19 protein-coding genes are annotated in these 25,130 nt (G+C 62.7%); 6 read left to right on the forward strand and 13 right to left on the reverse strand.

From position 1 onward, the window contains the following. Positions 1-3 precede the first annotated feature (3 nt). The 4 genes from glmM to rlmE form a co-directional block, all read right to left on the reverse strand. Positions 4-1,353, reverse strand: coding sequence for a phosphoglucosamine mutase (gene glmM, locus DWB85_RS16565; protein ID WP_117956785.1), 1,350 nt, complete (start codon positions 1,351-1,353; stop codon positions 4-6). After that, positions 1,350-2,150, reverse strand: a complete 801-nt coding sequence (folP, locus tag DWB85_RS16570) for a dihydropteroate synthase (RefSeq protein WP_117956786.1) — start codon at positions 2,148-2,150, stop codon at positions 1,350-1,352. Before folP ends, glmM begins: the two co-directional genes overlap by 4 nt. A gap of 80 nt (positions 2,151-2,230) precedes the next feature. Beyond that, positions 2,231-4,153, reverse strand: coding sequence for an ATP-dependent zinc metalloprotease FtsH (gene ftsH / locus DWB85_RS16575; protein ID WP_117956788.1), 1,923 nt, complete (start codon positions 4,151-4,153; stop codon positions 2,231-2,233). Positions 4,154-4,398: 245 nt separating this feature from the next. Then, positions 4,399-5,022, reverse strand: coding sequence for a 23S rRNA (uridine(2552)-2'-O)-methyltransferase RlmE (rlmE, locus tag DWB85_RS16580; RefSeq protein ID WP_117956791.1), 624 nt, complete (start codon positions 5,020-5,022; stop codon positions 4,399-4,401). A 96-nt stretch (positions 5,023-5,118) separates the two neighbouring features. Here rlmE and DWB85_RS16585 point away from each other — a divergent pair, with 96 nt between their 5' ends. Together DWB85_RS16585 and DWB85_RS16590 are read left to right on the forward strand one after the other, a co-directional pair. After that, complete coding sequence (locus DWB85_RS16585) at positions 5,119-5,430, forward strand: YhbY family RNA-binding protein (protein WP_117956793.1); 312 nt, start codon at positions 5,119-5,121, stop codon at positions 5,428-5,430. 104 nt (positions 5,431-5,534) lie between these two features. Then, entirely contained in the window at positions 5,535-5,876 is a 342-nt protein-coding gene (locus DWB85_RS16590; RefSeq protein WP_117956795.1) for a hypothetical protein, read from the forward strand. Positions 5,877-5,914: 38 nt separating this feature from the next. Here DWB85_RS16590 and feoB read toward each other — a convergent pair whose 3' ends face one another. Together feoB and DWB85_RS16600 are read right to left on the reverse strand one after the other, a co-directional pair. Further along, positions 5,915-7,750 (reverse strand): ferrous iron transporter B, encoded by a 1,836-nt coding sequence (feoB, locus tag DWB85_RS16595; RefSeq protein ID WP_117956797.1) that lies wholly within the window; start codon positions 7,748-7,750, stop codon positions 5,915-5,917. After that, on the reverse strand, positions 7,747-7,989 hold the full coding sequence (locus DWB85_RS16600) for a FeoA family protein (protein ID WP_117956868.1): 243 nt from the start codon (positions 7,987-7,989) through the stop codon (positions 7,747-7,749). Before DWB85_RS16600 ends, feoB begins: the two co-directional genes overlap by 4 nt. 152 nt (positions 7,990-8,141) lie before the next feature. Here DWB85_RS16600 and DWB85_RS16605 point away from each other — a divergent pair, with 152 nt between their 5' ends. Then, positions 8,142-8,714, forward strand: a complete 573-nt coding sequence (locus tag DWB85_RS16605) for a YSC84-related protein (protein WP_117956799.1) — start codon at positions 8,142-8,144, stop codon at positions 8,712-8,714. 73 nt (positions 8,715-8,787) lie between these two features. Here the strand turns inward: DWB85_RS16605 and greA are convergent, their stop codons facing one another. Genes greA through carA form a run of 3 tightly spaced genes read right to left on the reverse strand, consistent with a single transcriptional unit; the run spans position 8,788 to position 13,645 of the window. Then, the gene (gene greA, locus DWB85_RS16610) at positions 8,788-9,264 is read right to left on the reverse strand and encodes a transcription elongation factor GreA (RefSeq protein WP_117956801.1); all 477 of its coding nucleotides are present in this window, start codon (positions 9,262-9,264) and stop codon (positions 8,788-8,790) included. After that, a complete protein-coding gene (carB, locus tag DWB85_RS16615; protein WP_117956803.1) occupies positions 9,261-12,482 on the reverse strand; it encodes a carbamoyl-phosphate synthase large subunit in 3,222 nt (1,073 codons plus the stop codon). Before carB ends, greA begins: the two co-directional genes overlap by 4 nt. A 2-nt stretch (positions 12,483-12,484) precedes the next feature. Next, positions 12,485-13,645, reverse strand: a complete 1,161-nt coding sequence (gene carA, locus DWB85_RS16620; RefSeq protein WP_117956806.1) for a glutamine-hydrolyzing carbamoyl-phosphate synthase small subunit — start codon at positions 13,643-13,645, stop codon at positions 12,485-12,487. A 391-nt stretch (positions 13,646-14,036) separates the two neighbouring features. On the opposite strand from carA, the gene DWB85_RS16625 reads away from it, so the two are divergent. Both DWB85_RS16625 and DWB85_RS16630 read left to right on the forward strand, forming a co-directional pair. After that, positions 14,037-14,855 carry an SDR family NAD(P)-dependent oxidoreductase gene (locus tag DWB85_RS16625; RefSeq protein WP_117956808.1) on the forward strand — a complete coding sequence of 273 codons (819 nt, stop codon included), beginning with the start codon at positions 14,037-14,039 and terminating at the stop codon, positions 14,853-14,855. A gap of 79 nt (positions 14,856-14,934) precedes the next feature. Beyond that, a complete protein-coding gene (locus tag DWB85_RS16630; RefSeq protein ID WP_239017359.1) occupies positions 14,935-17,403 on the forward strand; it encodes a M1 family metallopeptidase in 2,469 nt (822 codons plus the stop codon). A gap of 22 nt (positions 17,404-17,425) precedes the next feature. Here DWB85_RS16630 and DWB85_RS16635 read toward each other — a convergent pair whose 3' ends face one another. The 4 genes from DWB85_RS16635 to DWB85_RS16650 form a co-directional block, all read right to left on the reverse strand. After that, positions 17,426-17,866 carry an acyl-CoA thioesterase gene (locus tag DWB85_RS16635; protein WP_117956812.1) on the reverse strand — a complete coding sequence of 147 codons (441 nt, stop codon included), beginning with the start codon at positions 17,864-17,866 and terminating at the stop codon, positions 17,426-17,428. Positions 17,867-17,889: 23 nt separating this feature from the next. Beyond that, entirely contained in the window at positions 17,890-19,044 is a 1,155-nt protein-coding gene (locus tag DWB85_RS16640) for an iron-containing alcohol dehydrogenase (RefSeq protein WP_117956814.1), read from the reverse strand. Positions 19,045-19,079: 35 nt separating this feature from the next. Next, positions 19,080-20,336, reverse strand: a complete 1,257-nt coding sequence (locus tag DWB85_RS16645; RefSeq protein WP_117956816.1) for an acyl-CoA dehydrogenase family protein — start codon at positions 20,334-20,336, stop codon at positions 19,080-19,082. A 130-nt stretch (positions 20,337-20,466) separates the two neighbouring features. Then, positions 20,467-22,749 carry a TonB-dependent receptor gene (locus DWB85_RS16650; protein WP_117956818.1) on the reverse strand — a complete coding sequence of 761 codons (2,283 nt, stop codon included), beginning with the start codon at positions 22,747-22,749 and terminating at the stop codon, positions 20,467-20,469. A 305-nt stretch (positions 22,750-23,054) separates the two neighbouring features. On the opposite strand from DWB85_RS16650, the gene DWB85_RS16655 reads away from it, so the two are divergent. Then, a complete protein-coding gene (locus tag DWB85_RS16655; RefSeq protein ID WP_117956820.1) occupies positions 23,055-25,130 on the forward strand; it encodes a TonB-dependent receptor in 2,076 nt (691 codons plus the stop codon).

The following is a 25,130-nucleotide window of genomic DNA, read 5'->3' on the forward strand; positions in this document are numbered from 1 at the left end:
TTGTCACCCGAGAATACGCTCCACGTCGGCAGCCAGCTGTTGGCACAGCTGCTGCACTTGCGCCGCGTCCTCGCCTTCTATCATGACCCGCACCACTGGCTCAGTGCCGGAGGGCCGCAACAGCACCCGGCCGCGCTCACCCAGTTGCCGCTCCACCTCCGCTACCGCCGCATCTATTTCGGGGTAGGCGGACAAATCAACCCGGCCGCAGGATTTCACGTTGATCATGGTTTGCGGGTACTTGGTCATGCCTGCGCGCAGCTCGGAAAGACTCTTGCCAGAGTCGCGAACAGCGCGCAGGACCTGCAATGCAGCGACAATGCCGTCGCCCGTGGTGGTGATGTCACTGCAGATAATATGCCCCGAGGACTCACCGCCCAGGTGCCAGCCTTCCGCTTCCATGCGCTCTTTCACATAACGGTCGCCCACCTGGGCCCGCACCAGCCGCAAGCCTTCATCGCGCAGGGCGACTTCCGTGCCCAGATTGGTCATCAGCGTGCCCACTACCCCGGCATCGCTTTCACCGGCAGCCAGGCGATGGCAGGCGATAATGTAGATCAGCTCATCGCCGTCGACCAGTTCACCCCGGGCATCGATAAACAACACCCGGTCGCCATCACCGTCAAAGGCTATCCCCAGGTCAACCCCCTGGGCAGTTACCAGCGCCGCCAGGGCATCGGTGTCCGTCGATCCCACCCCCTCGTTGATATTGAAACCATCGGGCTGGACGCCAAGGCTGATTACCTCCGCACCCAGCTCGGAAAACACGCTGGGCGCGATGTGGTAGGTGGCGCCGTTGGCGCAATCCACCGCCACCCGCATGCCGCGCAGGTTGAAGCCTTCCGGTACGGTCGATTTGCAGAATTCGATATAGCGGCCGGCGGCGTCAACCACCCGCAGGACCTTGCCGATGTCCCTTGAGCCGACCGTCTCCAGCGGCTTCTCCAGTTCTTCTTCTATGGCCAGCTCGACCTCGTCCGCCAGCTTGGAACCGCTGGCCGAAAAAAACTTGATGCCATTGTCCTGGAAGGGATTGTGGGAAGCGCTGATCACGATGCCGGCATCCGCCGCCTGGGTCTGGGTCATCAGCGCCACCGCCGGTGTCGGCATGGGGCCCAGCAGCTTCACATCGACACCGGCCGCGACCAGCCCGGCCTCCAGCGCCGATTCAAACATATAACCGGAGACCCGGGTGTCCTTGCCGATAATTACCGTGCAGCGCTTGTTACTCGCCGCCAGTCGGGTAAACACCCGGCCGCAGGCCCAGCCGAGCTTGAGCATGAAATCGGGGGTAATGGCGCCCTCGCCCACCGCACCGCGAATACCGTCGGTGCCGAAATACTGTCTTGTCATTGTTGATCCAGTTCTGCCAGTGCGCGGCACATGGCCAGCGCATCGCTGGTCGCCGCCACATCGTGAGTTCGGACAATGGCTGCACCGCGCTCAACCGCCAGCACTGCCAGGGCAAGGCTGGCGGGCAGCCGCTGGTGCACATCTCTGCCGATCAGTTTACCGATAAGCGACTTGCGTGACAGCCCCACCAGCAAGGGCGCCCCCAGCGCTGCCAGCTGCGGCAGCCCCTGCAGCAGGGCGAGGTTGTGGCTCACCGTCTTGCCAAAGCCAAAGCCCGGGTCCAGCACCAGCTGCTCCCGGCGAATGCCCGCCCGCTCGCAGTCTTCCATGCGCTGCCGGAGAAAAGCGCTGACCTCGGCAACCACGTCGCCATAGACCGGATCTGCCTGCATTGACCCGGGCTCGCCCTGCATGTGCATCAGGCATACCGGCAACCCGCTTGCCGCAGCAGCCTCCAGTGCGCCCTCGCGCCGCAGAGCGCGCACATCATTGATCAGGCCGGCCCCCAGGCTGGCCGCCTCGCGCATCACGACCGGACTGCTGGTATCCACCGAAATGACCACGTCCAGCTCAGCGGCAATGCGCTCCACCAGCGGCACTACCCGGGCCAATTCCTCGGCTTCGGTAACCGGCGCCGCCCCCGGGCGGGTGGACTCACCGCCAATGTCGACAATGGCGGCTCCGGCGGCCACCATGTCCCGCGCCCGGGCCAGGGCCTGCTCAATATCAAGTCGCTGGCGATCATAGAGCGACCCCCCATCGGAAAATGAATCGGGCGTGGTGTTGATGACCCCCATTACCCGGGGGCGGGAAAGATCAAGCAAGCGCCCGGCGCAGTCAAGCGCCGGGGCCGGGATGCTACCGATGGTCAAGCGCCCTAGTGCTCGCCGGCGGGGCCGCCGATAGGACGGTTGGAGTCCCTGGTGTCTTCCTCGCCGACATTGGCCTGGCTGCTGCCGCCGTCACCGTCACGATCGCTCCAGCCCGCCGGTTCGCGCGGCGGCCGGCCGGCCATGATGTCGTCTATCTGGTCGGAGTCGATGGTCTCGTATTGCATCAGCGCATCGGCCATCAGGTGCAGTTTGTCCACGTTCTCTTCCAGCAGGCGCTGGGAGGTAGCGTAGCACTCGTCGATGATACGGCGCACTTCCTTGTCGATCTGGGTGGCGGTTTCATCCGACAGGGCCTGGTGCTGCTGGGCGGCACTGCGGCCGAGGAACACTTCCTCGGAGCCCTCGTCGTACATCAGCGGACCCATTTTCTCCGACAGCCCCCACTGGGTGACCATCTTGCGGGCGATATCAGTGGCCCGCTGGATATCGTTTGAGGCCCCGGTGGTGATGCCGTCCTTGCCGAGGGTCATCTCCTCGGCAATACGGCCACCGAACAGGCTGCATATCTGGCTGACAATGTGCCGGCGGCTGTGACTGTAGCGGTCTTCCTCGGGCAGGAACATGGTCACCCCCAGGGCCCGGCCGCGGGGAATAATGCTCACCTTGTAGACCGGGTCGTGCTCGGGCATCAAGCGGCCGACGATGGCGTGGCCCGCCTCGTGGTAGGCGGTGTTGCGCTTTTCATCCTCGGACATCACCATGGATTTGCGCTCGGCGCCCATCATGATCTTGTCTTTGGCCAGTTCAAACTGCTGCATGCCCACGGTGCGCACGTTGGCCCGGGCGGCGAACAGCGCCGCCTCGTTGACTAGGTTGGCCAGGTCCGCACCGGAGAAGCCGGGGGTGCCGCGGGCGATTTTCCCCGGCTCCACGTCTTCCGACAGCGGCACCTTGCGCATGTGCACCTTGAGAATCTGCTCGCGACCGCGGATATCTGGCAGCCCCACTACTACCTGGCGGTCGAAACGCCCCGGGCGCAACAGCGCCGGGTCCAGCACATCGGGACGGTTGGTGGCGGCGATAACGATCACCCCGTCATTCACCTCAAAGCCGTCCATTTCCACCAGCAACTGGTTCAGGGTCTGTTCTCGCTCGTCGTGACCGCCGCCGAGTCCGGCACCGCGGTGGCGGCCGACGGCATCAATCTCGTCGATGAAGATAATGCAGGGCGACTGTTTCTTGGCCTGGTCAAACATGTCGCGCACGCGGGACGCGCCCACACCGACAAACATTTCCACGAAATCGGAACCGGAAATGGAGAAAAACGGCACCTTGGCCTCGCCGGCGATGGCCTTGGCTAGCAGGGTCTTACCGGTACCGGGTTGGCCTACCATCAGCACCCCGCGGGGAATGCGGCCGCCGAGCTTCTGGAAACGGCTGGGATCGCGCAGGAACTCCACCAGTTCCTGGACATCCTCCTTGGCCTCATCCACACCGGCAACATCGGCAAAGGTGGTGGTGATCTGGTCCTCGCCGAGCAGGCGGGCCTTGCTTTTACCGAAACTCATGGGTCCGCCACGGCCGCCGGCACCGCCCTGCATCTGGCGCATGAAGAACATGAATACGGCGATAATAATCAGGATGGGGAAGGACGCCACCAGCAGTTGGGTCCACACGCTCTGCTGCTCGGGCTTCTTGCCCTCCACCACGACATTGTGCTCCAGCAGGTCGTCGATCAGCTTGGGATCCTCGACCATCGGGCGAATCGTCTCGAAGCTGCTGCCATCAAAGCGCTCGCCGGTAATGGTCAGCCCGTCCACGGTGACTTTCTGCACCTGGTCGCGCTGGATTTCCTCGATAAACTCCGAATACTGCAGCTGCTCCGACGGGCTCTGCATATTGAAGTTGTTGAATACCGACAACAGAACTGCGGCAATAACCAGCCACAACAGTAGATTTTTTACCATATCACTCAACGCTGCATCCTCCGGAACCTGACCCTGCAAGCCGCACACCGGCACTGGGTAATGGCCCGACAGCCATACTCCTCAATTATAGCCTCTTCCCCGCACACGACGGAGAACCGCGGGGCCGATAAATCGGGCCCCGTACTTGTTACGCAAGAAATCAGGAATTATCTCACCGCAATGTACTACAGATGGGGACGCACGGCCATGTTTCAACCCCGAATCGGCCTGCCTCCCGGCCCCCGTTACCCCCTGAAGCCGGTCGCCACCAGGTACACCTCCCGGGAGCGGGGCCGGGAAGCCTTCGGCTTGCGGGTCAGGATCCTGTCAAAAGAGCTGCGGGCGTCGCGAAACAGCTCGTCAAAGCCCTCCCCCTGGAACACTTTGGCCACAAACGACCCACCCGGGGCCAGCACGCGACGCGCCATGTCCAGTGCCAGCTCTACCAGATACATGGACCTGGGCTGGTCAACGGCGGTAACCCCGCTCATGTTGGGGGCCATGTCGGAGACCACCAGGTCCACCGGTTCCCCGCCCAGAGCCGCCAGAATTCGCTCGAATACCTCGTCCTCGGTGAAATCGCCCTCGATAAATTCCACCCCCGCGAGGCTGTCCATGGGCAGTATGTCCGATGCGACCACCCGGCCGTGATGCCCCACCAGGTCAGCGGCCACCTGCGACCAGCCGCCGGGGGCGCTGCCCAGGTCCACCACCGTCATCCCGGGGCGGATCAGGCGATCCTTGTCCTGCAGTTCCAGCAGTTTGTAACAGGCCCGGCTGCGGTAGCCGTCGCGCAGGGCCTGCTGCACGTAGGGGTCGTCCCGGTGCTCTTTCAGCCAGGCCTTGCTGGAGGATCGCTTCTTCGCCATAAATTTTGTCTATAGTTACGTTTCGGGCCGCTGGCCGCTTGTGTAGAATACGCGCCCCCTGAGGGGACCGAGCCCCCATTGTACCGTGGATTCACTATGAGCAAGACAAGCAAACAGGATATCAAGCAACTGCGCGCCATCGGCCACAAGCTGAAACCGGTGGTAACCGTTGCCGGCAAGGGCCTGTCCGAGGCGGTGGTGGCCGAAATCGATCGCGCCCTCAGCCAGCACGAACTGATCAAGATCAAGCTGGCCGTCGGCGGCAAGGACGCCAGGATCGCCGTGGCCGAGGAACTGTGCGAGCGCTCGGGGGCGGAAGTCGTGCAGAGCATCGGCAATGTCATCCTCGTGCTGCGGCGTACCGCCGAGCCTGACCCGCGACTCTCCAACCTCATCAGGCCTGTCTGAGCCCCCCTGCCCGGTCGCAACAATCGCGACATTTCTGTATTCCCCTGCAGCAGTTTTTCTGGTTATGATGGCGTGGCATTCCCAACGCGGAGGGGCGCCACGGCATGGGGAATATTCTCGAGTTTCCATCGGAACAGGCCCGGGGCCTGGCTTATCTCGACCGCCAGATCCGGCACTTACTCACCAGCAAGGGCGCCGATGAGGAACTCATCGACTACGCCGCCGCGCAACTTACCCGCATCTACAAACGCATCAAGGAATCAGAGCAGTACTGTTTTGGCATCCGCCTGCCGGAAGGGCTGACGGAGCAGGAGCGTAGCGCGCTGAAGATCGACCTCGATGCCGGGCTGGAAACCATCCGCCAGGAAAACCACGGCATGGTGATCGAACTGGTGGCCCAGCTGGTACTGGCCCAGGTGCAGGTTTTCCAGCTGCAGCGCAGTTAACGGCCGGGCGGCTGGCGCCGCGGCGCCGGACGCCGCTGTCAACCGGTGATCAGGCCGGTAACCTGGTACACCGTTACCGCCGCGGTGTAGGCGAGCAGGAAGTAGCCCACGAACATCTTCAGGGTCAGCGAGCGTGACTCGCTTTCCTTGGCCAGGATCGCCAGGGTGGATACGCACTGCAGGGAAATCGCAAAGAACACCAGCAGCGCCAGCCCAGAGCCCAGGGCCAGGTCGCTGCTCTGGATCTGCTCCACCAGCGGCACCATGTTCTCATCCGCCCCCTCGATACCGAAGATCGTTCCCAGGGTGCCCACAAACACTTCCCTGGCGGCAAAAGAGGTGAAGATTGCCACCCCGTAGCGCCAGTCCAGGCCCAGTGGCGAGAACACCGGCTCGACCAGGTGGCCAAACTGGCCCAGCCAGGACTCGCCCAGGTCAGCGCCGTAATTGGGGAAGTAACCCAGCACCCAGATCAACACCGTAACGGTAAAAATAATCTTGCCGGCCTTGGTGACGAAGTGCTTCGAGCGGTTCCAGGCATTGCGCACAATGGGCTGGATGCCGGGCAGGCGGTAGGGCGGCAACTCCAGCACGAAGGGCAGGTCGGTGTAATGGTCCTCGCGGGTGCGGGACACCAGGCCGGTAATGAGCAATCCCATCATCATGCCAAAGAAGTAAATGCCGAACATCGCCAGTCCCTGCCAGCCGATCAACCCGCCGAGCGTGGTTTCGGCGGGAATAAAGGCAGCGATAAGCAGCGTATAGACCGGCAGCCGGGCGCTGCAGGGCATTAGCGGAATCGCCATATAGGTGAGCATGCGCTTGCGCGGTGAATCAATCGCCCGGGCGGCGTAGATACCGGGAATCGCACAGGCCACCCCTGACAGCATGGGGATAAAACTCTTGCCGGTGAGACCAAACAGCCGCAGCGGCTTGTGGCAGATCAGCGCCGCCCTGGCCATGTAGCCGGAGTCTTCCAGCAGGCCGATAACAAAGGTGAGTACAAATATCTGCGGCACAAAGACCAGGAAAGCACCAATGCCACTGAACAGCGCGTCCGAGGTGAAATCCTGCACCAGCTGGTTACCCAGCAGCGGCACCAGCGCATCCGCCAGCCAGGCCAGGGAGCCCTCCACCGCATCCATGGCCGGGGCCGACCAGGTGAAGATGGACTGGAAGAGCAGGTACATGATCAGGAAGAAAGACACCCCGCCGGTCAGGGAGTGGAGGAAAAACCGGTCCAGCCGGTTCTGGGTGCGGATCAGCACGTCACCCTTCGGGCCAAACCGGTGGGCCAGTTTGTGCGCCTCCCCGCGGAGAATCACATCGGGGGTATCCATCAGCTGGGGGCGACCTGCCCGGTTCGGATCCGGCTCACGGGCAAGCAGTTCGGTGACCGCATCCAGGCCCTTGCCCGAGCGGGCGGAAACGGGCAGTACCGGGGTGTGCAGGGCAGCGGAGAGACCCTCCACGTCCAGTTGCAGGCCATGGTTATCGAGGATGTCCATCATGTTGGCGAGCACGGTGACCGGCTTGCCGTTGCGCTCACAGTCGCGTATCACCTGCAGGGTGAACAGCAGGCTCTTTTCCAGCCGGGTGGCATCGATCAGGCACAGCACCTGTTCTACCTCCGGGTCCTCCAGCGCGCGCTCAAAGTAATCGACCGCTACCTCCTCCTCGGCGGAAATCGCCTGCAGGGAGTAGGTGCCGGGAAAGTCCACCAGCACTTTGTCCGGTACCGCCTGCAGCTTGCCTGAGCCCACATCCACGGTAATGCCCGGGAAATTGGCCACTTTCTGGCTGAGACCGGTCAGCCGGTTGAACAGCAGGCTCTTGCCCGAGTTCGGGCTGCCGATAAGGATGATTCTGCTCATGACAGGCGCACGGAGACGTGGGCCGCAACCTCGTCGTCCAGGGAAAATACCGTGTTGCTGACCTGGTAGACCTTGGGCGCGCCAAAGGACGGGGAATGCAGACAGGTGACGAACTCCCCCGGATGGAAACCAAATTCCATCAGGCGAATCCTGTACTTTTCTGCCAGGGCATCGTCATAGCCCAGAATTTCACAGCGATCGCCCGCTGTCAGGGACCACAGGGAGGGATTTACAGCCACCGGATATCCGTCATGCAAACTTGATTGGCTGATGATCATATCAGTAATGAGAATGATTTGCATCAATAGAGAGTGACCAATCCGCCACCAGCATCTATTATGCTGGAGCAGCTGCTATACCGTTCCCTAAACGACAACGAGGCTGATACCTGATGACCAGAATCCTGCAAACCCTGTTCGCCGCGGTTGTGCTTCTCGCCGCTTTACCCAGTGCCCACGCCGACAATTACAGCGAAGCCAGGGAAACATTCCTCAGGGCCGGCGAGAGCGCCGGCTACTTCAACAATGCCTACGGCTACGCCCTCTTCCCCACCATCGGCAAGGGGGGCATGGGCATTGGCGGCGCCCACGGCTCCGGCCGGGTGTACGCCGGCGGCCAGCATGTCGGCGACACCAAGATGACCCAGCTGTCTATTGGCTGGCAGCTGGGTGGCCAGGCCTACAGCCAGATCATCTTCTTCGAGGACAAACGCGCCTTCGAGGATTTCACCTCCGGCAATTTTGAGTTCGGCGCCCAGGCTACCGCGGTGGCCATTACCGCCTCAGCCGGCGCCCAGGCCAGCACCGGCGGTGGCGCCCAGACCAGCGTGGCCGGCGGCAAGAATGACGCCTCCACCGCCTCCCTGGGTTACCGCAAGGGAATGGCCGTGTTTACCGTGGCCAAGGGCGGCCTGATGTATGAGGCGGCGATTGCCGGGCAGAAGTACAGCTATACGCCGAAGTAAACGCCCTGCTCAATGCCTGCCCGCAGCTTCGGACAGGCACGTCGCTCGCCGGGTCTATCCTCATCTCGAAGCGCTAGATATGCTGCACCTGGTCGATTTCGTACTCGATATCGCCGCCCGGGGCCTTGACCACGACCACGTCGCCCTCTTCCTTGCCGATCAGGGCGCGGGCGATGGGTGAGCCCACTGAAATCAGGTTGTTCTTCACGTCGGCCTCGTCCTCACCCACGATCTTGTAGGTCACCGCCGCGTCGGTTTCCACGTTCACAAGATCGACGGTAGTGCCAAAAATCACCTTGCCGGTTCTGGCTATCTGGGTGACGTCAATCACCTGACTGCTGGACAGCTTGCTTTCGATCTCCATGATCCGGCCTTCGGTGAAGCTCTGCTGCTCGCGGGCCGCGTGGTACTCGGCGTTCTCCTTCAGGTCGCCATGCTCACGGGCCTCGGCGATGGCATCGGATATCCGCGGCCGCTCGACCTTTTTCAGGTGTTCCAGTTCTTCGCGCAGGGCGGCTTCGCCGGCGACGGTCATTGGTACTTTGTTCATGAACTGATACTCCCATGCAGGTCCTGCAACCTGCGTACTTTCTTGTCACCTTCCTGCTGCAGCGACATGGTGACGGCCTCCGCCGCTGCCAGGGTAGTAGTGTAAAACACCCGATGAGCCTCTGCACTCGCCCGGATGGACGCCGAGTCCTCGATAGCCCGCCGCCCCTCGGTGGTGTTGATAATAAAATCCGCCTCGTCGTTCTTGATCATGTCGACAATGTGCGGGCGGCCCTCCAGCACTTTGTTAATGCGGCGCACTTCCAGGCCGGCATGCTCCAGGGCATCGGCGGTACCGCCGGTGGCGACCAGCTTGAAGCCCATCCCCACCAGATCCTTGGCCACCGCCACCGCGCCGGGCTTGTCCACGTCACGCACACTCATCAGCACGGTACCGGACTTGGGCGGCGCCTCGCCACCGCCCAGCAGGGCCTTGGCGAAAGCAGTGGCAAAACTGTCCCCCACCCCCATGACCTCGCCGGTGGAGCGCATTTCCGGCCCCAGGATCGGGTCAACCCCGGGGAACTTGTTAAACGGCAGGATCGCTTCCTTGACGCTGAAGTAGGGCGGCACGATTTCCTCGGTGAAGCCCTGTGAGACCAGGCTCTGGCCCGCCATACAGCGGGCGGCTACCTGAGCCAGGGAGCGACCGATGCACTTGGACACAAAGGGCACGGTGCGCGAAGCCCGCGGGTTCACCTCAATCACATAGATTTCGTCGTCCTGCCAGGCCAGCTGCACGTTCATCAGGCCACGCACGCCCAGTTCCAGAGCCATTTGCCTGACCTGCTCGCGCATTTCATCCTGCACCGCCGGATCCAGGCTGTAGGGAGGCAGCGAGCATGCTGAATCGCCGGAGTGAACACCGGCCATCTCGATATGCTGCATGATGGCGCCGATCACCACCTGCTCGCCGTCCGACACCGCATCGATGTCGACCTCAATGGCGGAGGACAGAAAACTGTCCAGCAGCACGGGGCTGTCGTCAGAGGCCTGCACGGCCTGGGTCATATAGCGCAGCAGGTCTTCCTCACGGTAGACGATTTCCATCGCCCGGCCGCCCAGCACATAGGAGGGACGCACCACCAGCGGGTAGCCGATTTGCGCCGCCGCCTCTACCGCTTCTTCGGTGCTGCGCACGGTGGTATTGGCCGGTTGCTTCAGCCCCAGCTTCTGGATCATCTGCTGGAAGCGCTCCCGGTCCTCGGCGCGGTCGATGGCCTCCGGGGTGGTACCGATGATCGGCACGCCCTCTTCTTCCAGTCGCCGAGCCAGCTTCAGCGGTGTCTGGCCGCCAAACTGCACAATCACCCCCTTGGGCTTTTCCAGCGCCACGATTTCCAGCACGTCCTCCAGTGTCACCGGTTCAAAGTAGAGCCGGTCGGAGGTGTCGTAGTCGGTTGATACCGTTTCCGGGTTACAGTTGACCATGATGGTCTCGTAACCGTCCTCGCGGGCGGCGAGCACCGCGTGCACGCAGCAATAGTCGAACTCGATGCCCTGGCCAATCCGGTTGGGCCCGCCGCCGAGCACCAGGATCTTGTCCCGGTCTGAGGGGGCGGCCTCACACTCCTCCTCGTAAGTGGAGTACATGTAGGCGGTGGACGAGGCAAATTCCGCGGCGCAGGTATCCACCCGCTTGTACACCGGGCGGATACCCAGTGCCTGGCGGTGGTGGCGCACCTTGCGCTGGCTGGAATTGAGCAGCACAGCGAGGCGTTCGTCGGAAAAGCCCTTGCGCTTGAGACGGAACATCTGCACGGCGTCGATATCCTTGAGCTCCACCGTTTTCAGGCTGTTCTCGGTGTTGACGATGTCCTCGATCTGCACCAGGAACCAGGGGTCCACGCCGGACAGCTTGTGCACTTTCTGCACACTCATACCGGCGCGGAAAGCGTCGGCGATATACCAGATTCGCTCCGCCCCGGGGTTAACCAGTTCACTGGCCAGTTCGTCGCGACGGTCCGGGTCATCGACGTCGATTTTGTGCTCAAAGCCGGCGGAGCCCACCTCCAGGCCGCGCAGGGCTTTCTGCACCGACTCCTGGAAGGTACGGCCAATCGCCATGACCTCGCCCACCGATTTCATCTGGGTGGTCAGGCGGGCGTCGGCACCGTTGAATTTCTCGAAGGCAAAACGCGGTATCTTGGTGACCACGTAGTCGATAGCGGGCTCGAAGGAAGCCGGTGTGGCACCGCCGGTAATATCGTTCTGCAACTCGTCCAGGGTGTAGCCGATAGCCAGCTTGGCCGCCACCTTGGCGATAGGGAAACCGGTGGCCTTTGAGGCCAGGGCCGAGGACCGGGACACCCGCGGATTCATTTCGATAATGACCAGCCTGCCGGTTTTCGGGCACTGGCCGAACTGCACGTTGGAACCGCCGGTCTCCACCCCGATCTCGCGCAGCACCGCCAGCGAGGCGTCGCGCATGATCTGGTATTCCTTGTCGGTCAGGGTCTGGGCCGGCGCCACGGTAATGGAGTCACCGGTGTGCACACCCATAGCGTCAAAGTTCTCGATGGCGCAGACGATGATGCAGTTGTCGTTCCTGTCGCGGACAACCTCCATTTCGAATTCCTTCCACCCGATCAGCGACTCATCAATCAGCAGCTCCTTGGTGGGCGACAGGTCCAGCCCGCGCATGCAGATTTCTTCGAATTCATCCCGGTTGTAGGCAATACCGCCACCGGAGCCGCCCATGGTGAAGGACGGACGGATAATGCAGGGAAAACCGATGCTGTCCAGCACCTGGAAGGCCTCTTCCAGGCTGTGGGCAGTGGCGGCGCGCGGCGTATCCAGGCCGATGCGTTTCATCGCCTGGTCGAACAACTGGCGGTCTTCGGCCTTGTCGATGGCCTCCTTGGTGGCGCCAATCATTTCCACGCCGTGTTCGGCCAGTACCCCGTGCCGGTCCAGGTCCAGCGCGCAGTTGAGGGCCGTCTGGCCGCCCATGGTGGGCAGCAGCGCGTCCGGTTTCTCGTCGGCGATGATGCGCGCCACCGTGCGCCACTCGATCGGCTCGATGTAGGTGGCATCGGCCATCGACGGGTCGGTCATGATGGTGGCCGGGTTGGAATTGACCAGAATCACCCGGTAACCCTCCTCGCGCAGGGCCTTGCAGGCCTGGGCGCCGGAGTAGTCGAATTCGCAGGCCTGGCCGATCACGATCGGACCGGCGCCGAGGATCAGGATGCTCTGGATGTCAGTTCTCTTGGGCATGCTTAGTGTGTCTCCCCAGCGCGAGCTTCATTCAGCGGGGCTGACATCAGCTCGATAAAATGGTCAAACAAGGGGGCCGCGTCGTGCGGGCCGGGGCTGGCTTCCGGGTGGCCCTGGAAGCTGAAGGCGGGCTTGTCAGTGCGATGAATGCCCTGCAGGCTGCCATCGAACAGGGACTTGTGGGTGACCCGCAGGTTGTCGGGCAGGCTGTCCTCATCGGCGGCAAAACCGTGATTCTGGCTGGTAATCAGCACCGTGCCGTCGTCGATATTCTGCACCGGGTGGTTGGCGCCGTGATGGCCAAACTTCATTTTCACCGTGCGGGCGCCAGAGGCCAGGGCCAGCAGCTGATGCCCCAGGCAGATGCCAAACACCGGTATGTCGGTGGCCAATATCTGCTGTATCGCCTCGATGGCATAGCTGCAGGGCTCCGGGTCGCCGGGGCCGTTGGACAGGAAAATCCCGTCCGGCTTCATGGCCAGCACCTCGGCGGCGGGTGTCTGCGCCGGTACCACCGTCAGCCGACAGCCCCGGTCCACCAGCATCCGCAGGATGTTGCGCTTGACCCCGTAGTCGTAGGCCACCACGTGCCAGGGCAGCTCGCTGCCGGCCCGCTCGCTGTGGCCCACTCCCAGTTCCCAGCTGCCCTCGTTCCAGCCGTAGGTCTCGGCGGTGGTCACTTCCCGCGCCAGGTCCATACCCTTGAGGCCGGCAAAGTCTTTAGCCCGGGCCAGCGCCTCGGCTTCATCGATGTCCGGACCGGCCATCAGACAGCCATTCTGGGCGCCTTTTTCGCGCAGAATGCGGGTCAGCCGGCGGGTGTCGATGTCGGCGATACCGACGATGTTGCGGCTGCGGAGGTAATCAGCCAGACCCTGTTCGTTACGGTAATTGCTGGCCAGCAGCGGCAGGTCGCGTATCACCAGGCCTGCAGCCCAGATATTGGCGGATTCCTCGTCTTCGCTGTTGGTGCCGGTATTGCCGATGTGGGGATAGGTCAGGGTGACTATCTGGCGGGCATAGGAGGGATCAGTGAGTATTTCCTGGTAACCGCTCATGGCGGTATTGAAAACCACTTCGCCGACCGAAGCACCATCGGCTCCGATTGCTAAGCCCTTGAAAACACTACCATCTTCAAGGACCAATATGGCAGGACTGGACAAGCAAAACCTCCGTCAACAGGGTGCAACCATCACTGTATGCCATAGATTCGCGCGCTCACAAAAAGGCGAGATGGGTAACCGCATCTCGCCTGCTGACATAAATTAAGCTCTGGTTTTCACAGGAACACACAGAATCCGGTGCGCGATCCGGACTTGTGAAATCTGGCCGGGCATTTTAGGTGAAGCGGCACCTGCTGTCCAGTCGGTTTGGCGACCCCGGGGCAGGGATTTGCACCCGGCGGGCAAGCCCCCGGCCGCGGCGGCGCCGGCCCAACTGCGAGCCGTCACCACAAAAACAATGATAAATAGAACAGCGCGCATTAAGATTCCCCGACACAACAGCGATAAGTGGCAGATCATACTGCCCGCCAGATGACAAAAAGGAATGGCCATGGCTTACACAGCGGGGAAGTGCGCGGTTGTCACCGGGGCCGGCAGTGGTATTGGCCGGGCGTTGGCACTGCAGCTCAATCGCGAGGGCTGCGCCCTCTATCTCTCCGACATCAAGCCCGGCTCCCTGGATGCAACCGCGGCCCTGCTGGAACGCGCGGATCCCCACAGTGACCTGCAGGTTCTCGACGTGGCGGACCGCGACGCGGTGGAGGCCTGGGCCCGGCGCATTGCCGGCGAACGGGGCCAGGTGGACATCGTCATCAACAACGCCGGGGTGGCGCTTGCCGGTAGCTCGGAGGAAAACAGCTACGAGGATATCCAGTGGCTGATGAACATCAACTTCTGGGGGGTGGTGCACGGCAGCCGCGCCTTCCTGCCGCTGCTGCGCAAGTCGCCCCAGGGGCACCTGGTGAATATTTCATCGGTGTTCGGCATGATCAGCGTACCCACCCAGTCGGCCTACAACGCGTCGAAGTTCGCCGTGCGCGGCTATACCGAATCCCTGCGGATGGAACTGGCCGACAGCAACGTCCACGTGTGCTGCGTGCACCCGGGAGGTATCAGCACCAATATTGCCCGCGACTCCCGCGGCGGCGAGGCCAGCCCCGAAGATCGGGACGCCCGGTTCCAGGCCATGACCCGGACCTCCGCTGAATCCGCCGCGGCGCAAATTATCAGCGCGGTGGCAAAGCGCCGGAAGCGCCTGCTGGTAGGCCCGGATGCGAAATATATCGCCCTGATTACCCGGCTGGCGCCGGTGAATTATATGCGGCTGCTCGCGCCGTTCCTGAAAGACGCCCTCGATGGGGCCAGGTGATTACTCAATGTGCTTTATTCGACCGTGCCAGCTCCTTGGCCTGTTGCTGTTACTGCCTGGCTTCGCCTGGGCTGCCGCCATGACCCCTGAGCCCGGTGTTTCCCGGGCGCTGGCGGAATCGCGGGCGGACCGGATCAGTGATGTTAGCTACCGGCTGACCCTGGACATCCCGGCCGTCCAGGACCAGCCCATCGCGGGCAACATCGCTATCGAATTCTACCTCGCCGACAGGCAGGAGCCACTGCAACTGGACTTCCGCCAGGGCGCCGGTCACGTGCTGTCCGTGCACAGCACCGGGCCGGGAACCGGCGCCGCAGACCGGTCCCGGGTCGACTACCGGGTTGAGCATGAGCACATTCTGATCCCCGCCCGGGTCCTGGCCGAGGGGCGCAACAGGCTGGAAATCAGCTTCATCGCCGGCGACGAGTCCCTCAACCGCAATCCGGACTTCCTCTATACCCTGCTGGTGCCGGACCGCGCCCGCACCGTCTTTCCCCTGTTCGACCAGCCGGATATCAAGGCCCGCTACCAGCTGACCCTGGTCACCCCGGAAGACTGGGATGCGCTGGCCAATGCCCCCCTGGAAAGCAAGCAGACTGTCGATGGCCGCAGTCGCTATCGCTTTGCCACCTCCGAACTGACCAGCTCCTACCTGTTCTCTTTCGTCGCCGGCCACTTCCAGCGCGCCAGCCGCAAGGTCGACGGGCGGGAAATAAATCTGCTGCACCGGGAAACCGACGGCGACAAGGTGGCCCGCAACCTGGACAGCATTTTCGAGCTACACGCCGCCTCCCTGCGCTGGCTGGAAGCCTACACCGGCATCCCCTACCCCTTCGCCAAGTTCGATATGGCGCTGATCCCAAGCTTCCAGTACGGCGGCATGGAGCATCCCGGGGCCATCCAGTACCGGGCCTCCTCGCTGTTCCTGGACGAGGCACCCACCGATGCGCAGCTGCTTAATCGCGCCACCCTGATTGCCCACGAAACCGCCCATATGTGGTTCGGCAACCTGGTGACCATGGCGTGGTTCAACGATGTGTGGACCAAGGAGGTGTTCGCCAACTTCATGGCCGCGAAAATCGTCGAGCCGGCATTCGCTCACATGGATCACCAGTTGAGCTTCCTGCTGGATCACTATCCCGGCGCGTATCGGGTCGATCGCAGCCGGGGCGCCAACCCGATACGCCAGCCCCTGGCCAACCTCAACCAGGCGGGACAGCTGTACGGGCCGATCATTTACCTCAAGGCGCCCATCATGATGCGCCAGCTGGAGTTGATCATCGGTGCAGACAGGTTTCGCCTGGGCCTGCAGAAGTACCTGCAAAACCACGCCTTCGGCAACGCCACCTGGCCCGACCTGATCGCCATACTCGACCCGCTCACCGAACAGGATCTCAGGCGCTGGAGCGAAGTCTGGGTGAACTCGGCCGGGCGCCCCCGCCTGCAGCTGGAAACGGCCGCCGACGGCAGCCTGTCGCTGCGCCAGCAGGACCCGGCAGGCCAGGGGCGGGCCTGGCCGCAGCAGTTTGCGGTCAGCTTTGGTGAACAGAGCCGAGATCTCGACAGCGGCGCCAGCCCGGTGATACTGCCCGGGACGCCGACCCAACTGAACAGTAACGGCTTTGGTTACGGCCTGTTCCCGCTGACCGAGGCGGACCTCGACGGGCTGCAGGACAAGACGCCCCTGGCCCGGGGTGCCCTGCTGATCGACGCCTGGGAGAATTTTCTCGATGGCAGCCTGGCCAGCCCGGATCGCTACCTGGCCTTCCTGCTGGACAACATCGCGGTGGAGCGTAACCAGCTGATACTCGGCGAGATGCTCGACCAGTTGTACCGGGTCCACAGCAGCTTTATCAGTGCGGCGGCGCGTCAGGCGGTACAGCCGCAACTGGAAGCCATCCTGCAGTCCGCCATGGAATCGTCCGCCGACCCCGGGCGGGCCAGGCTGTTCCTGGAGAGCTACGCCCAGCTCGCCCGGACCGGAGACGGCCTGGGCTACCTGCGGGACATCTGGGACGGCAGCGTCGAGGTGGAAGCGCTGTCGCTGTCGGAGAACGACCGCATCGCCCTGGCGGAAAACCTGGCCATCGGCCTGCCCGACCAGGCCGCCACCATCCTCGCCAGCCAGCGCAAACTGATCGCCAATCCCGACAACCTGCGCCGCTTTGATTTTGTTGCCGCTGCCCTGTCACCGGAGCCGGCGGTACGCGACCAGTTCTTTGCCAGCCTGGCGCGCGTCGAGCAACGGGCGACCGAAAGCTGGGTGCTGGATGCACTGGACTACCTGCACCACCCCACTCGCGTCGAGCACGCCGGCAGCTATGTGCTGCCCAGTCTGGAACTGCTGGCGGAGATCCAGGTGACCGGCGACATTTTCTTCCCGACAGGCTGGGTCAATGCCACCCTGCGCAACCAGTACAGCCCGGCGGTGGTGGCAACAGTCACCGGCTTCCTCAGGCAGCGCCCGGACTACAACCCGCAACTGCGCATGAAAATTCTGCAGGCGGTGGATATCCCCGCCCGCGCCAGCGCCTATCACCGGCAATGAGCGGACCGCCCGGCGCTGGCGGTTAGCGGTCGACCCGGATTTGTTCCAGGGCGGTGCGGATATTTTCCGGAACAGGTACCGCCCGGTCCTCTGCCCGTGCAACAAACACGTGGACGAAGTGGCCGTGGGCTACCGCTGACTGCTCGCCCTTGCGGAAGATGGCGAGGCCGTACTGCACCGAGCTGTTGCCCAGCTTGTCCACCCGCAGGCCCGCCTCCAGTTCATCCGGGTAGGCCACCGGCGCGTGGTAGGCGCAACCTGAATTGACCACGTAGCCGACTATGGAACCGTCGCTGATATCCAGTCCGCCCGCCTCGATCAGGTAGCGATTGGCGGCGGTATCAAAGTAGGAGTAATAGGTGACGTTATTCACGTGGCCATAAATATCGTTGTCGGCCCAGCGCGTCGGTATCGGGTAGAACACCCGGTAATCATCGCGGACCGGTGCTTGCTCGCGGCTCATTGATCAGCTCCCCTGCACGGCATTCAGTAGGCGGCGCGGTAAATGGCCAGGGCGTCGTCGTAACTTACATCCCGTGGGTTATTCACCAGCAAACGTTCCTGCAGCATGGCGTCCTCGGCCAGCATCTCCAGATCTGTCTCGACAACGCCGGCGGCGGACAGGGTGGCAGGCAGCCCCAGGTCGTTCACCAGCTGCCGCAGCGCCGCTATCAAGGCGGCACTGCGCGCCTCGTCACTGCCGGTAGCGCCGCCGGGGACCACCAGCTCACTGAGCTCGGCATAGTGGGCACTGGCAACCTCGGCATTGAATGCCAGCACCGTCGGCAACACCAGGGAATTACTGAGACCGTGGGGAATGTGGTAATGCCCCCCCAGTGGATAGGCCAGGGCATGCACCGCGGCCACTGGCGCATTGGCAAAGGCCTGGCCGGCCATACAGGCGCCGAGCAGCATCGCTTCCCGCACCTCCCGGTTGCCGCCCTCATGCACCGCCGTGCGGATATTGCCCGCCAGTAATACCAGTGCCTGCCGCGCCAGGTTATCCGAAACCGGATTTTTCTGGTGCCGCGAGGTATAGGCCTCGATGGCGTGCACCATGGCATCCACGCCGGTCATCGCCGTGACCGCCGGTGGCAGGCCCAGGGTTAGATCGGCATCCAGCACCGCCACATCCGGCAGCAGCACCGGCGATGACACCCCCGCCTTGGTGGTTTCCCCGGTGGTTATCACCGCCACCGGGGTTACCTCCGAGCCGGTACCGGCCGTCGTCGGCACCAGGATCAAGGGCAGGCGACCGCCGCTTACCTGGCCGACACCGTAGAGTTCCGCCAGGGGCTGCTCGCCCCCCAGCAACACCGCGACCACCTTGGCGACATCCATGGAGCTACCGCCGCCGATCGCGATCACCCCGTCGACCCCCTGGGTGCGGCCCAGCTCGGCAGCCGCCAGCACCGTCGCCTCCGGCGGGTCCTCGCGGACCTGGTCGAACAGAATCGCGCCTGTCCCGCTGGCACCCAGGGCCGCTATCGCCGGCTGGACCAGGCCAATGCTCACCAGGCCCGGGTCGGTCACCAGTAGCGGACGGGAGACACCCAGGCGCTGGCAGTGACCCGCCAGTTGCAGTGCGCTGCCCGGCCCACAAACGAGCTTGGCCACGGTATTGAATTCAAATCCCTGCATAAGGGGTCCCGGCTCCTCTGTTGGTATCGGGCTGTTCAGCCGTCGCGGAAAGTGGCGTTAACCGGCTGCGCCGCAGCGGCCATATAGGGCTTGAGCTCGTTGCGACCTACCACCATGCGATGGACCTCGTCGGGACCGTCCGCCAGGCGCAGGGTCCGCTGGGCCATATACATCCCCGCCAGCGGGGTATCCTGGGAGATACCCAGGGCGCCGAACATCTGGATTGCCTGGTCGACAATGCGGATCGACATATTGGGGACCGTGGTCTTGATCATGGATATCCAGATCCGGGCTTCCCTGGGATCGACATGATCCATCATCCAGGCGGTTTTCAGGGTCAGCAGGCGCGCCTGCTCGATGTCCATGCGGGCGTTGGCGATGATATCGATATTACCGCCGAGTCGCGCCAGCGGCTTGCCGAAGGCCTGCCGCGATACCGAGCGTTCACAGAGCAGCTTGAGGGCTCTTTCCGCCGCGCCTATAGCGCGCATACAGTGGTGAATACGACCCGGCCCGAGGCGCCCCTGGGAAATCTCGAATCCCCGGCCCGGGCCGAGGATGATGTTGTCTTTCGGCACCCGGACATTGTCGAACTTCTGGTGCATGTGGCCGTGGGGCGCATCGTCGAGGGCGAACACCTGCATGGGTCGCACATTGCTGAACCCGGGGGTGTCCATCGGCACCAGGATTTGCGACTGCTGCAGGTGTTTGGGCCCATCGGGGTCGGTCTTGACCATTACGATCATGATCTTGCAGCGCGGGTCACCAGCGCCCGAAACATAGTGTTTCTCGCCATTGATCACCCACTCATCACCGTCCAGTACGGCTTCGGTGCAGATATTGGTGGCATCCGACGATGCCACCCCGGGCTCCGTCATGGCGAAGGCGGAGCGGATCTCGCCATTGAGCAGCGGCTCAAGCCACTGTTTCTTCTGCGCCTCGCTGCCATACTTGTGCAGCACTTCCATGTTGCCGGTGTCCGGCGCGGAACAGTTGAAGGCCTCCGCCGCCAGGTGCGACTTGCCCATTTCCTCGGCCAGGTAGGCGTATTCAACCGTGTTCAAGCCGGAGCCGCTGTCGCCGTCGGTCAGGAAAAAGTTCCACAGGCCGCGGCTTCTGGCCTTGTCCTTGAGGCCATTGATAATCTCCAGCTGCCGGTCGGTGAGCTGCCAGCGATCGCCAACGTTGATTTCTTCGAGAAATTCGTGCTCCACCGGTAGCACTTCCTCGTCGATGAACTGTTTCACTTCCGCCAACAGCGGGGCGACGCGGTCACTGATTCCCAGATCCATATTATTTCCCTGTCGATGATTGGTTTTGTAGTCGGGAATGAAGTGTAGCAGCGAACAGGCAACGGATATGTCACGTGGGCGACACCCGGTTAATGCCGCGCCGCTGCGGCATTAACCGGGCAGGGCTTGCTCAGAACTCGACAATCAACTCGGCGCCATACATGCGCGGCGCCAGGAAGGTGTGGGCAGTCGTGCCGATGGCGTAATTCAGGTTATCGCGATCCTGCAGGTTCTTGACCCACAGGGCGAACTGCCAGTCACCGCCCAGCATTTGCACATCCGCCAGGCTCAGCCGGGTATTGAGCACACCGTAGGCCGCTACCGTGACTTCACCGAAGTTGGTATTGGCCAGGGCCAGCTGGTCGTCCTGCCAGGCGTAATCGGCGTGCAGCCGCCAGGTGCCGTAGTTCACCGGAATGTCCCAGTCCGCATTGATCGAGTAGGCATGCTGGGGCGCCCAGACCAGCTCGGTGGTGTCAGAACGGTCGGAACCATCGGGGAAAATGGCGTCATCGATGTCGGAATCCAGGTAGGCATAGCCGAGGCCCAGCAGGAAATTCTCACCGAGCGCCCAGGTCATATCCAGCTCCAGCCCCTCGATGGTCGCCTCCCCGGAGTTGAACACCTCGACGAACTGGGGATTGTTTACCGGGTCGGGCAGGTAATCGAGAATCACATCGTCTATCTGCATGTGGTAGATCGCGCCGTTCAGGCGCAGGCGCTGGTCCAGCAACTCGGTTTTCCAGCCCAGCTCGAAGGACTCCAGGGTCTCTTTGTCAAAGGGCTGGCTGAATTCCAGCCCGTTGCGGCTGGAGCCACCGGAGCGGAATCCGGTGGAGTACTTGATGTAGGTGGAGATGTTCTCGGTCCACTGGTAATCGGCAATCGCCGTGTAGTCCGGCTCATCCAGGGTCGACGCCGAGGCGCCCGGCCCAAAGGAGTTCCACAGCAGGCCGTCATTGGTGCGCACCGCGCTGCGCTCGTCGTCGGTGTAACGCAGGCCCAGGGTCAGGTCCAGGCGTTCGCTGGCGTTCCAGGTGGCCTGGCCAAATACCGCCCAGGACTCCACCTCCATATCCACGCTGTATTCACCCAGGTACAGCGGATAGAACAGGGTGAAATCGGAGCAGAACGGTGCCGCCGTTGAGCCATCACTGCAGGGCGTGGGGGGGAAGTTGCTCAGGTCCAGGGCAATAATGCCGGTCTGGTCCACGGTGGCGCGATCCAGGTACTGGCGCTCAGCCTGGGTACCTTCCTCATCGAAGTAGTAGGCACCGGCCACCCACTGCAGCCGATCATGGCTGCCGATCAGTTGCAGTTCCTGGGAGAACTGCTCGTGGTCAGTGACCGTGTTGATTTCAAGTGAGCCGGCACTGCCGAACGACTGGCTGAAGTTTTGCGAGGCATCGTCATCGAACTCGCGGTAGCCGGTAATCGATTTCAGGGTCAGTTGGTCGTTAATCGCCCACTCGATGGTGAGGTTATGACCCTGTACCTCGGTCTCGGTCTCGGGCAGGTAGTAGGCGAACTTGCCGCCACCGGTGGGTGTGCGGGTCTCCTCCAGCCGCGTGCGGAAGCTGTCGGTTACCGGATTGAAGGCCGGATCCAGGCCACCGGTCGGCCCGCCGTACTGGAAGTAGGCCGGGGCCGTGTCCATGTCGGAGTAGTCATAGCTGTAGTCGACCAGCAGATTGTCTATGCCGTCGAAGCGCAGGGCGACCCGATAGCCTTCCGCCTCGCGCTGGTAGTAATCGGTGTAGTCGAGCCCGTCCACCGCGTTGGGGCCCTCGTTGTCGACCCAGCCGTCGCGCTCGGAGAAGGTTGCGGTGAACTTGGCCTTGAAACCACCCATATCATCGAGGTTGAGGTGGCTGACACTGCGCCAGCTGCCGAAGTTGCCGGCCCCGAGGACCTGCTTGAACCCCAGTTCCCCGGTGGGTTTGGCATTGATAAAGTTAATGGCTCCGGCGGTGGTATTGCGGCCGTAAAGCGTACCCTGGGGACCGCGCAGTATTTCCACCCGTTCCAGGTCGGAAAGCTCCGCCAGCAAGCCAGTGGAGCGGGCCGCGTAAACGCCATCGTAATAGACACCCACCGTCGGGTCCTTGGTAATCACAATGGAATCGGCGTTACCGATGCCGCGAATAAACAGTGCCAGGTTATTGGCGGCAGTGGGATACAGGGGCATTTGCAGACTGGGCGATGCCGCGCCGATATCCTGGGCGTTGATAAGCCCCATGCTCTCGATGTTGTCGGCGTTATAGGCCGAGATCGCCACCGGGATGTCCTGCAGTGACTCGGTACGCTTCTGGGCGGTGACAATCACTTCTTCCAGCTGTGCGTGGGCATGGCCGGCGGCCACGCCGGTTGCCAGCACAATGGCGGCTGACAGTCGCTTGCGGTTTGCTTTCATGGCTTATCTCTCAGGTTATTAAAATACTCAGCAAGGCCTCGCGGCCCCTGCGCTCAATATACGGAATCTGATGGCCGAATGGTTGTGAAAATTCACGCCACAGCTGCTCCGGGCAAAAGAAATAATTGCATTTATAATCAGACAGTTAGGTGAATAAACCGGGAGTCAGGCCGAGACACTGGCAGCTGGTAGAAGTATTTGAACCCTGCGGCAGAGGCCGGCCCCGGGTGCGACAAAGTGCCTCAGGCGAGGGCAGCGGGTGCGCTATATACTGCGAGCATCATTCACCAACACTCGCCTGAATCATGCACCATACCCGTATTTATCTCGCCCTCGCCGCGGCACTCGTGGCCACCGCGGGCACTGCCGCTGAAACCGGCTCACTGGAAGAACTGGTGGTCCTCGGACAGAGGGACAGCCGCAGCATCGAGGTCACTGACGCCCTGGTGGTGTCGGCAGATGTGGCCCAGCTGCTGAAAGAGGCACCCGGCGCCAATGTCAACAGCAACGGCCCCATCACCGGCATCCCGCAGTATCGCGGCATGTACGGTGCTCGTATCGCCACCTCCATCGACGGTACCCAGCTGGCCCCCTCGGGGCCCAACTGGATGGACCCGCCCCTCTCCTACGCCCGCAGCGGGCAACTGGAGTCACTGCAGGTGTATCGCGGTATCGCCCCGGTCGCAGTGGCCCAGGAATCGATTGGCGGCGCGGTGGTGGCCCACAGCATGCGCGGCGAATTTTCCGCCAACAGTGAACTGCGGGTCAGCGGCAATATCTACGCCAGCCTGCAGTCCGCTAACGACGCAGCGCAACTGAGCGGCGTGATCTTCGCAGCCAATCACCAGCACAAGCTGAAACTGGCTGCGGTAGCGGAAACCGGTGAAGACGCGCGTTTTCCCGGCGGCAAAATCAGGCCCACCGAGTACCAGCGCGAGCGTTACGATATCGGCTACAGCCTGCGCCTGGGTGAACACAGCGTTCACTTCGACTACGGCCACAACGACACGGGTGAATCGGGCACCCCCGCGCTGCCCATGGACATCGAGGGTTTTGGCGGCGACCTGCAGCAACTCGGTTACCGCTTCGACCGCCCGGGAGAGCTGGAGGTAGAAGTAAGCGTGTTCGGTTCACAGCTGGACCACGGTATGACCAACTACCACATGCGCCCGGCGCCCGGCGACGCAGGCCTGTGGCGCCGCAACCTGGCGGACAGCGACAACCAGGGCTTTCGCATCCACAGTCGCCTGTTCGACGCCAGTGGCAGCTGGACCTTTGGTGCCGATGGGTTCGATGCCCGCCACAACTCCGACATCGACAATCCCAACAATCCCGTGTTCGAGGTGATCAACTTCAACAATGCCGAGCGGGAGGTTCTCGGTGTATTCCTCCAGCGCGATCACCAGTGGGCAGACCAGTGGCGCGGGGAATTCGGCATTCGCTACAACCGGGTGCAGATGGATGCCGACGAAGTGGGCGGTACACCCGCCGACATGATGCCGCCCGCGGCAGCGCTGCGTGACGCTTTCAACGCCGCCGACCGGGAGCAAACTGATTACAACACCGACCTGGTGGCCAAATTCTGGTACCGGTTCTCCCCGGACACCCAGTGGTATGCCGGCCTGGCGCAGAAAAGCCGGTCACCGAGCTACCAGGAACGCTACCTGTGGCTGCCCATGGAGGCGACTGCGGGTTTGGCCGACGGCAACACCTACACCGGTAATATCGACCTCGACCCGGAAGTCGCCCGCCAGCTGGAGCTGGGCCTGGACTTCAGCAGCGGCACCCTGAGCCTGTCACCGCGATTGTTCTACAGTGATATCGAGGACTATATCCAGGGTACGCCCAGTGAACTCATGCCCGCGGTGATGGCGGCGCAGATGATGAGCGCACCGGGCAGCCCGGCGCCGCTACAGTTCAACAACGTCGATGCCGTCCTGTACGGGTTCGACATGGACTGGAGCTGGCAGCTGGGCACGCACTGGAGCCTGGCCGGCATCGTCAACTATGTCCGCGGCGAACGCGATGACATTGATGACAACCTGTACCGCATCGCGCCGCCCAACACCAGCGTGACGCTGGGTTACGCCAGGCACACCTGGGGCATCCAGGTGGAGGGGGTCTTCTACAGCGCGCAGGACGACGTGAGCGCAACCAACCGCGAGCAGGAAACCGCGGGCTACGGCCTGATGAACCTCGCTGCCAGCTGGCAGCTGAGGCCAAACCTGCAACTGGCAGCGGGCGTCAACAACCTGCTGGACCGGGAGTATCAGGATCACCTCGGCGGCTACAACCGCGTGCGCAATCCCGACATCGCGCTGCGGGAGCGCTTGCCCGGTACCGGCACCAACGTTTTCGCCCGGGTCAGCTACAGCTTCTGA

This window comes from Seongchinamella sediminis (assembly GCF_003457605.1).
Lineage (GTDB): Bacteria > Pseudomonadota > Gammaproteobacteria > Pseudomonadales > Halieaceae > Halioglobus > Halioglobus sediminis.

Excerpts from the sequence above, each read along its gene's own strand:
- glmM (WP_117956785.1), bottom strand. The coding sequence starts at position 1,353 with ATGACAAGACAGTATTTCGGCACCGACGGTATTCGCGGTGCGGTGGGC.
- folP (WP_117956786.1), bottom strand. The coding sequence starts at position 2,150 with ATGGGGGTCATCAACACCACGCCCGATTCATTTTCCGATGGGGGGTCG.
- ftsH (WP_117956788.1), bottom strand. The coding sequence starts at position 4,153 with ATGGTAAAAAATCTACTGTTGTGGCTGGTTATTGCCGCAGTTCTGTTG.
- rlmE (WP_117956791.1), bottom strand. The coding sequence starts at position 5,022 with ATGGCGAAGAAGCGATCCTCCAGCAAGGCCTGGCTGAAAGAGCACCGG.
- DWB85_RS16585 (WP_117956793.1), top strand. The coding sequence starts at position 5,119 with ATGAGCAAGACAAGCAAACAGGATATCAAGCAACTGCGCGCCATCGGC.
- DWB85_RS16590 (WP_117956795.1), top strand. The coding sequence starts at position 5,535 with ATGGGGAATATTCTCGAGTTTCCATCGGAACAGGCCCGGGGCCTGGCT.
- feoB (WP_117956797.1), bottom strand. The coding sequence starts at position 7,750 with ATGAGCAGAATCATCCTTATCGGCAGCCCGAACTCGGGCAAGAGCCTG.
- DWB85_RS16605 (WP_117956799.1), top strand. The coding sequence starts at position 8,142 with ATGACCAGAATCCTGCAAACCCTGTTCGCCGCGGTTGTGCTTCTCGCC.
- greA (WP_117956801.1), bottom strand. The coding sequence starts at position 9,264 with ATGAACAAAGTACCAATGACCGTCGCCGGCGAAGCCGCCCTGCGCGAA.
- carB (WP_117956803.1), bottom strand. The coding sequence starts at position 12,482 with ATGCCCAAGAGAACTGACATCCAGAGCATCCTGATCCTCGGCGCCGGT.
- DWB85_RS16625 (WP_117956808.1), top strand. The coding sequence starts at position 14,037 with ATGGCTTACACAGCGGGGAAGTGCGCGGTTGTCACCGGGGCCGGCAGT.
- DWB85_RS16630 (WP_239017359.1), top strand. The coding sequence starts at position 14,935 with ATGACCCCTGAGCCCGGTGTTTCCCGGGCGCTGGCGGAATCGCGGGCG.
- DWB85_RS16635 (WP_117956812.1), bottom strand. The coding sequence starts at position 17,866 with ATGAGCCGCGAGCAAGCACCGGTCCGCGATGATTACCGGGTGTTCTAC.
- DWB85_RS16640 (WP_117956814.1), bottom strand. The coding sequence starts at position 19,044 with ATGCAGGGATTTGAATTCAATACCGTGGCCAAGCTCGTTTGTGGGCCG.
- DWB85_RS16645 (WP_117956816.1), bottom strand. The coding sequence starts at position 20,336 with ATGGATCTGGGAATCAGTGACCGCGTCGCCCCGCTGTTGGCGGAAGTG.
- DWB85_RS16650 (WP_117956818.1), bottom strand. The coding sequence starts at position 22,749 with ATGAAAGCAAACCGCAAGCGACTGTCAGCCGCCATTGTGCTGGCAACC.
- DWB85_RS16655 (WP_117956820.1), top strand. The coding sequence starts at position 23,055 with ATGCACCATACCCGTATTTATCTCGCCCTCGCCGCGGCACTCGTGGCC.